Genomic DNA, 5752 nt, shown 5'->3' with positions numbered 1-5752 from the left:
AGGCAGTTGGCCGTGAGATTTCAAAAGCTTGACAGAGCTCGGTAACAGTATACTTGTTAGTACGCCATTCACAGATAAATTCTATTTTTTGTTCCATAGTCGTTGTGTTCTTCCAAGGCATAGCAATTTGTTTTTTCTTACAAATTACTGCTCTTAAAAGTGTAAACTATGTCCCTTTAACTCTGTAAAGCATGTCCCTTTACCGTACCCTTATGCCATGTAACGGCCACTGTATGGCGCGTACGCTACCAGTAGCAAATAAAGTTGAAAGTAGTGATTTCTGTGTTTCCTACCAAGTAGCACAAACCTTGGCAGATACATTGTTGCCAACTACGAGCCGAAACCTGCGTGAAGGCAAGTGACACATAAAGCACAAGGGAGACCTACGGAAATAATTAGATACCGAAAACACAGAAAGAGCGGGAGAGTTGCACTTGCTAAATAGAAAGCACTAATGCGTATGCGCTCATACAGCATGTTACATGCTGCATTTCAATTGCGTAACATATTTAGTATATGTTGTTATAACACATATTTCTAGAATTGAAATTTTATTAAGTACTGCTGTTAAATTTGCTGATTCAAATGAGAATTCGCGAAATTTTTTTCCTTTCATTCTTGGATCCAGACGGAATACATCAGTTTCATCTGCACCTAGAACATAACTTTCTACATTAATGTATCTTTTCATTAAATCTGTATAGCCATTCAATAAATTTTCCAATTCTATCCCTTTGTTTTGCTTTATAAATAGATCATAAACACACTCAGATGCATAGGGATTAACTAATATAGACTCACTATTATATCCACCGCAAGTTGCAATCAACTCATTTCTAAAAGTATCAAGGTTTAGAAGGACGTTTTTATATCTATTCCAAGTGGTATTTGACGCTTCTTTTAAGCTATCCGCTAAGCTATTGAATAGTACTTCGTTGTAATCCTTATTCTGTTGTTTCAATTTTGAAAATAGTACTAAATTTAAATAGTAATTCTGATATTCATTGTCTGCTTCAATACCCGTGGCACAAGACATTATAACTAATGAAAGTGCTATTAATATTATTCGTGTTTTCATAGTTGCATGTAACGACCAGATATGGCACGTGCCTCTGGACTTTTTAATATAGGTAAAGTTTCTGTTTTCCATTTCAGTTGCAAGTGGCTCAGTAGAGGCATGTGCTATATCATTTGTTGTGTGTAGTTTACTTTTTGTCCACACCCCAATTCCTAAAATATTCAACTTCAAAATTTGACGTTTCCCTGTCCCATGAGTCTGGACGTTCACTAATGTCTATCAGCTCAAGATTGTCGATTCCAGATGCTTTTTCTAAAAGCAGTTTGACCCCAACATACAAGTCCAAGGCGACACTCTTTGAAACACTTTTCCCTTCATGCACTAATTTGTTTCTAGCTTTTCTTGCAGGATGTAGTTTTGAAATAATCTCCTCAGTAAAAATGCTATTTTGATAAAGGAGTTCTTGCTTTACTGAGGTACTCCAAGTTCTGTTATCATCCTTCATAGAACTTTTTCTTCCAGCAATGTCAGTTGAAGGGTGATACTTGGGATTATCTAAGTATAAGTTATTCCAGATGAAATCGGTTAATTGTTCAACAGATATCCAGAGATTAGATAAAACTAAATCCCAGTTTTTATACATGATTTCAGTAATCCCTCTAAGTAGAAATTTTGGAGTCAGATTTTTGATTTGAGAAGTTATACCATCCCCAAAAGTCAATGCGGATTTGAATTCACTTAGAGTTATGAAGTTAGGTTCGACAAGTGAAATACTATCCATGTTATTTCCAACCCTCATTCTAAGTCTGGAATGCATATAAGTTGATGCACTATTGCCAAAGTCAACTGGCCAAATTGCTCGCCTTTCGTGGATACTCCCGTTTACAATGTCTCTTCGATCAATTGCTCGCTAAAAACACCTCCAAGAAGGAGTTTGCAAAAGAGTGAGTTGAAAAAGTCAACTGCACTTTCTTTATGTGCAAATTTTCCATATTTGGCTATCGCCATAGCCCCATCGTAGCAGATCATTAAATCATAGTCAAATGATTCTATACTATTCGAACTTACGATGCTACAAAGCTTTCCATGATTATAAGAGTTAGCATTAACGTCATCTAGTTCGACCCTTAGGGGCTCTTCTCCATCAGGCACTATCAATGTGTAGGGAGATAAATAAGACACCCAACATGGATTGCTAAAGTTTTTTATGTGATCTTTTTTCTTCATTCCCAATTACACACAACGCTGCGTACATAAATCGTAGCTTGTCTAAAAGTAAAGAAGATTCGGTTTACCACCAAGCCAATCTTGCGGATTGGCTCGTAAATTTGTACGACCCTACGCGCCAATCTGCAAGATTGGCGTACTAACCATGAAACACCAAACTCGCCTAACCAGTGAACCAAGCTATGATTTTATGTACCTTGTTGGGTATAGTTTATTTTAACAGTTGCTCTTTAAGAAGGTATTCTCTGAATGTTCCACCAAGAATATTTGATTTAATATCCATTAGATTTTGAATAGAAATAGCAATTCCAAATTTGGTCGATTCTACTCTTTCATAAACCGTTCGTTCACCGTTACTCTCGTCAATTTCTTTTTCGGAGAATACGACTATTTCAGTAGCCGAATTACCAATTACAAAACCCACAATATTTTCGGATCCCAGAATTTTTAAGCTAGCACCTGAAATTCCCTTTGGACAATGAAAGGATAGTTCATAAATATCTGGCTCAGTTGGAAACAAGTCAAATTGCCGAGAAGTTACTATGTGACCTTTAAACGCCCTTGTGGTGATTTTTTTTAGTGCAGGTTCATATCCATGTGGAAATCCCATTGAATAAACATCTTCTAATGCAGATATTTTCTCCAGTGACCATGGATTTGATTTAGCATTTTTATGTCCATTGTGCAATGTGAAAATTCCGATATCAAAATCCTCAAAAATTTCTGCTTCTTTAATATAGTGGTATGTATAAGTATTACTTGACATATCATCTCGAAAAGCTATCCCTGCAAATTCAGATTCTTGAGCGTTTTTGATACTATGAGCTGCACTAACAAACACATTATTATTCATGTAGGAAGCTGTCCCGAAAATGTTGTCAAGTTTTGCCTTACCATCTTTTAATTGATAACCTATGACTGGAAAGCTATATTCTTCGGCATAATATTTACTCATTGTTTTCTCATGTTCAAATTATACCCAACGGCCTGTGTAAGGCGCGTTTGTTTACTTGTTTTACAGAGCATAAAAATAGCACGTTATTGGGTTTTAACCTAGTTCGAACGAGAGTAGCTTGAAACGCTGCGCTCCTGTTGATAGTCCGCCCGTGACAGAAGAAAGTAGATGTGGAAAGCAAACCCAAGAACGTGCGGCCGAGCCGCACCAAAGTATTTAGGACTTCGCACGGTGAAGACCAAATGCGCTCTTACACCATGTTAGCGGTATAGCTCGTCATTTTGTTTAAGCAATTCAATTATTTTCTTTCCAAAATTTCCAGACCACCAAAATGCCCAAATGTTGGGTCGTTCGTTCATCAAAATCTGTTTGTCCAGAGTTATGAAAGTCAGCCAATTCGGAAAACCATGCTTTTTCAGCTTGAATGACAAATATTGATTTTTGAAATCGTTATCCACTTCAACTGGCTCTAATTCCTTCATTACTTTAATTAGAGCGCTGAAATTGGCTTGTGTATCTCCATTAGTTTGATGGATTCAAATTTATTTAGACGTTTGAATTGATAAATAACATGGATAACTAATCCAGTAATTCCAACACCAAGAAATAATCCAAGGATTCTGAAGTCAAAGGAGTTAGAATAAAAAAGAAGACTGTACCCAATAATAGCAAAAGGAATTGAACAAAATAGAGTCCAAGCCAGCGAGAAATACTCGAAGAATTCTGTTTTAGAGCATTTATGCTCAATAATATACTGAATATCTTTTGTCATGTTAGCGGTATTGGCCTTTATACAAGGCAGAGATTTCATTTAGCAGTTTGGTTGATAAACTTAATGTTAGTTCAGAGAACTTTTCTAAGAAATGGATTTCTCTAATTCTAATGTGTCCAAATGAGCCTGGCAATAAAACCTTATTTTCAATTAGATATTTAAATTCAGGTTTTTGCTCTAAATCTGATTTCTTATTTCGAATAAGATAACCGCCCTCATGTGTCAGTTTGTTTCTGACCAATTTGTAAATTTCTAGTTCTTTCCAAGGTTCTATTTGTTTAGCTACTACAATTTTCCCCACCAATTCAAGGTATTTTCTATATTGGTCTATATGGCCTTGACCTCTAATATCATTTATTTTTATATTACTTGTGCTGCAGTCTTCAACTATTCTTGCATACTTAAACAGTACATTTTCGAAATTCGAAAATAGAGAGATATAAATTGAGTTTAGAAAAATCCAATCAATATTGGACAGTTTAGAAAGTTCCTGACTATTAAAATCTTTGCTGAAGTCTCTTTTGAGATAATTTTCAAATTCGAGTTTATTATTCTCTAAATTTTTTTGAGAAAGCTCTAAAAGGATTTGGGTATTTCCTCGATAGATGGAATGAACTAGCTTGATGTCATATGAAATTTCGTCCTTACTCATTCTCTCCGCTTACCGTTAACGCCCCTGTATGGCGCGGACGCCCCCAGAAGCAAAATATAGATGAAAGCTAGTGATTTCTGTGTTTCCTGACAAGTTGCACTAACCCTTGCAGATAACTTGTTACCAATTACGAGCCGGAACCTGCGTGTAGGCTAAGAGACACAAGAAGCACAAGGAAGACCTGCGGAAATAATTAGATAACTACAAAACACAGAAAGAACGGGAGAGTAGCAGTTACTTACCAGTAAAGCACGAAAGCGTATGCGCTATACAGCATGTTATATTTAGTTTTCTTTTAGTTCTTTCCAGTGTTTATATTTCTCTAACTTGATTTTAATTGCTTCTTCAATTTGTTCCTCCGTCATATATTTTTCAACAAGTATTCTTGTCGAAGTGCCTTTTTGTATAGCATCATTTTCCGCTGCAATGTTGCTCCAAACATGAGCCATTATTAAATCTTGCTTTAAAAATAGTTTGACAGCAAGCTTCCCCATCGCCCTTGTATGACCTAATTCAGAAGCTTTGGTGTACCATATAATTGATAGAGAGTCGTTATAAAAAGGAAGTTCTTTCATTTCATAAAGCTTGCCCAAATTAAATGCCCCGTCAGGGTGGCCATTCATGGCCGCTTTTTGATACCAAAAAAGTGAGGAGTCCATGTTTTGTTGACAACCTTGTCCACTTTCATACATTGATCCAAGATATAGTTGAGCGATTGGATGACCGTTCATTCCAGATTTATTGTACCAGTGACATGCCATTGATTGATCTTGTTTCAATCCTTTACCTGCATCGTACATCATTGCAATGCAGAATTGAGCTAACGAATCATCTTGATTTGCAAGAGGTAGAAGTTTTTTATACGCTTCATCAAAGTTCTCATTCTTAAGTTCTTCATATCCAGTTTGACCAAAACAAATTTTAGAAACAATGATGAACGTAATTATTAAAAATGCTGTCTGTACCTTCATAAATATTCGTTATGCAGTTAAATTAAATATAACGACCAGCTAAAACACGTGGCTTTACTGATCTTATAAAAAGCTAAAAGTAGCGAAATCTACGAGCGCTTACAAGCCGCAACGAAGCGCTGCGAAACACAAGTAAAAAATAGGCCCACAAACCGCC

Annotated in this window: 8 protein-coding genes; 1 reads left to right on the top strand and 7 read right to left on the bottom strand. The window is 36.1% G+C overall.

What is annotated here, in order from left to right:
- Positions 1-233 precede the first annotated feature (233 nt).
- A complete protein-coding gene (locus ACN0U3_RS14210) occupies positions 234-362 on the top strand; it encodes a hypothetical protein (RefSeq protein WP_417266746.1) in 129 nt (42 codons plus the stop codon).
- A gap of 116 nt (positions 363-478) precedes the next feature.
- Here the strand turns inward: ACN0U3_RS14210 and ACN0U3_RS14205 are convergent, their stop codons facing one another.
- From ACN0U3_RS14205 to ACN0U3_RS14175, 7 genes are all read right to left on the bottom strand, one after another.
- The gene (locus ACN0U3_RS14205; protein ID WP_417266745.1) at positions 479-1243 is read right to left on the bottom strand and encodes a hypothetical protein; all 765 of its coding nucleotides are present in this window, start codon (positions 1241-1243) and stop codon (positions 479-481) included.
- Entirely contained in the window at positions 1206-1799 is a 594-nt protein-coding gene (locus tag ACN0U3_RS14200) for a hypothetical protein (RefSeq protein ID WP_417266744.1), read from the bottom strand. Before ACN0U3_RS14200 ends, ACN0U3_RS14205 begins: the two co-directional genes overlap by 38 nt.
- A gap of 101 nt (positions 1800-1900) precedes the next feature.
- The gene (locus ACN0U3_RS14195; RefSeq protein WP_417266743.1) at positions 1901-2245 is read right to left on the bottom strand and encodes a hypothetical protein; all 345 of its coding nucleotides are present in this window, start codon (positions 2243-2245) and stop codon (positions 1901-1903) included.
- A gap of 211 nt (positions 2246-2456) precedes the next feature.
- Positions 2457-3200 (bottom strand): hypothetical protein, encoded by a 744-nt coding sequence (locus ACN0U3_RS14190; protein ID WP_417266742.1) that lies wholly within the window; start codon positions 3198-3200, stop codon positions 2457-2459.
- Between the two features lie 260 nt (positions 3201-3460).
- Positions 3461-3682 (bottom strand): hypothetical protein, encoded by a 222-nt coding sequence (locus tag ACN0U3_RS14185; RefSeq protein WP_417266741.1) that lies wholly within the window; start codon positions 3680-3682, stop codon positions 3461-3463.
- Between the two features lie 291 nt (positions 3683-3973).
- A complete protein-coding gene (locus tag ACN0U3_RS14180) occupies positions 3974-4624 on the bottom strand; it encodes a hypothetical protein (RefSeq protein WP_417266740.1) in 651 nt (216 codons plus the stop codon).
- A 284-nt stretch (positions 4625-4908) separates the two neighbouring features.
- On the bottom strand, positions 4909-5595 hold the full coding sequence (locus tag ACN0U3_RS14175) for a tetratricopeptide repeat protein (RefSeq protein WP_417266739.1): 687 nt from the start codon (positions 5593-5595) through the stop codon (positions 4909-4911).
- Positions 5596-5752: the final 157 nt, after the last annotated feature.

Origin of the sequence: Brumimicrobium sp., assembly GCF_048268645.1 — a bacterium.
GTDB lineage: Bacteria > Bacteroidota > Bacteroidia > Flavobacteriales_D > Crocinitomicaceae > Brumimicrobium > Brumimicrobium ulvae.
Note: the sequence above shows the minus strand (reverse complement) of the source record. Positions and strands in the feature narration are given on the sequence as shown.

Coding starts and splice junctions, on each gene's coding strand:
- ACN0U3_RS14200 (WP_417266744.1), bottom strand. CDS start 1,799: ATGGATAGTATTTCACTTGTCGAACCTAACTTCATAACTCTAAGTGAA.
- ACN0U3_RS14185 (WP_417266741.1), bottom strand. CDS start 3,682: ATGAAGGAATTAGAGCCAGTTGAAGTGGATAACGATTTCAAAAATCAA.
- ACN0U3_RS14180 (WP_417266740.1), bottom strand. CDS start 4,624: ATGAGTAAGGACGAAATTTCATATGACATCAAGCTAGTTCATTCCATC.
- ACN0U3_RS14195 (WP_417266743.1), bottom strand. CDS start 2,245: ATGAAGAAAAAAGATCACATAAAAAACTTTAGCAATCCATGTTGGGTG.
- ACN0U3_RS14210 (WP_417266746.1), top strand. CDS start 234: ATGGCGCGTACGCTACCAGTAGCAAATAAAGTTGAAAGTAGTGATTTC.
- ACN0U3_RS14175 (WP_417266739.1), bottom strand. CDS start 5,595: ATGAAGGTACAGACAGCATTTTTAATAATTACGTTCATCATTGTTTCT.
- ACN0U3_RS14190 (WP_417266742.1), bottom strand. CDS start 3,200: ATGAGTAAATATTATGCCGAAGAATATAGCTTTCCAGTCATAGGTTAT.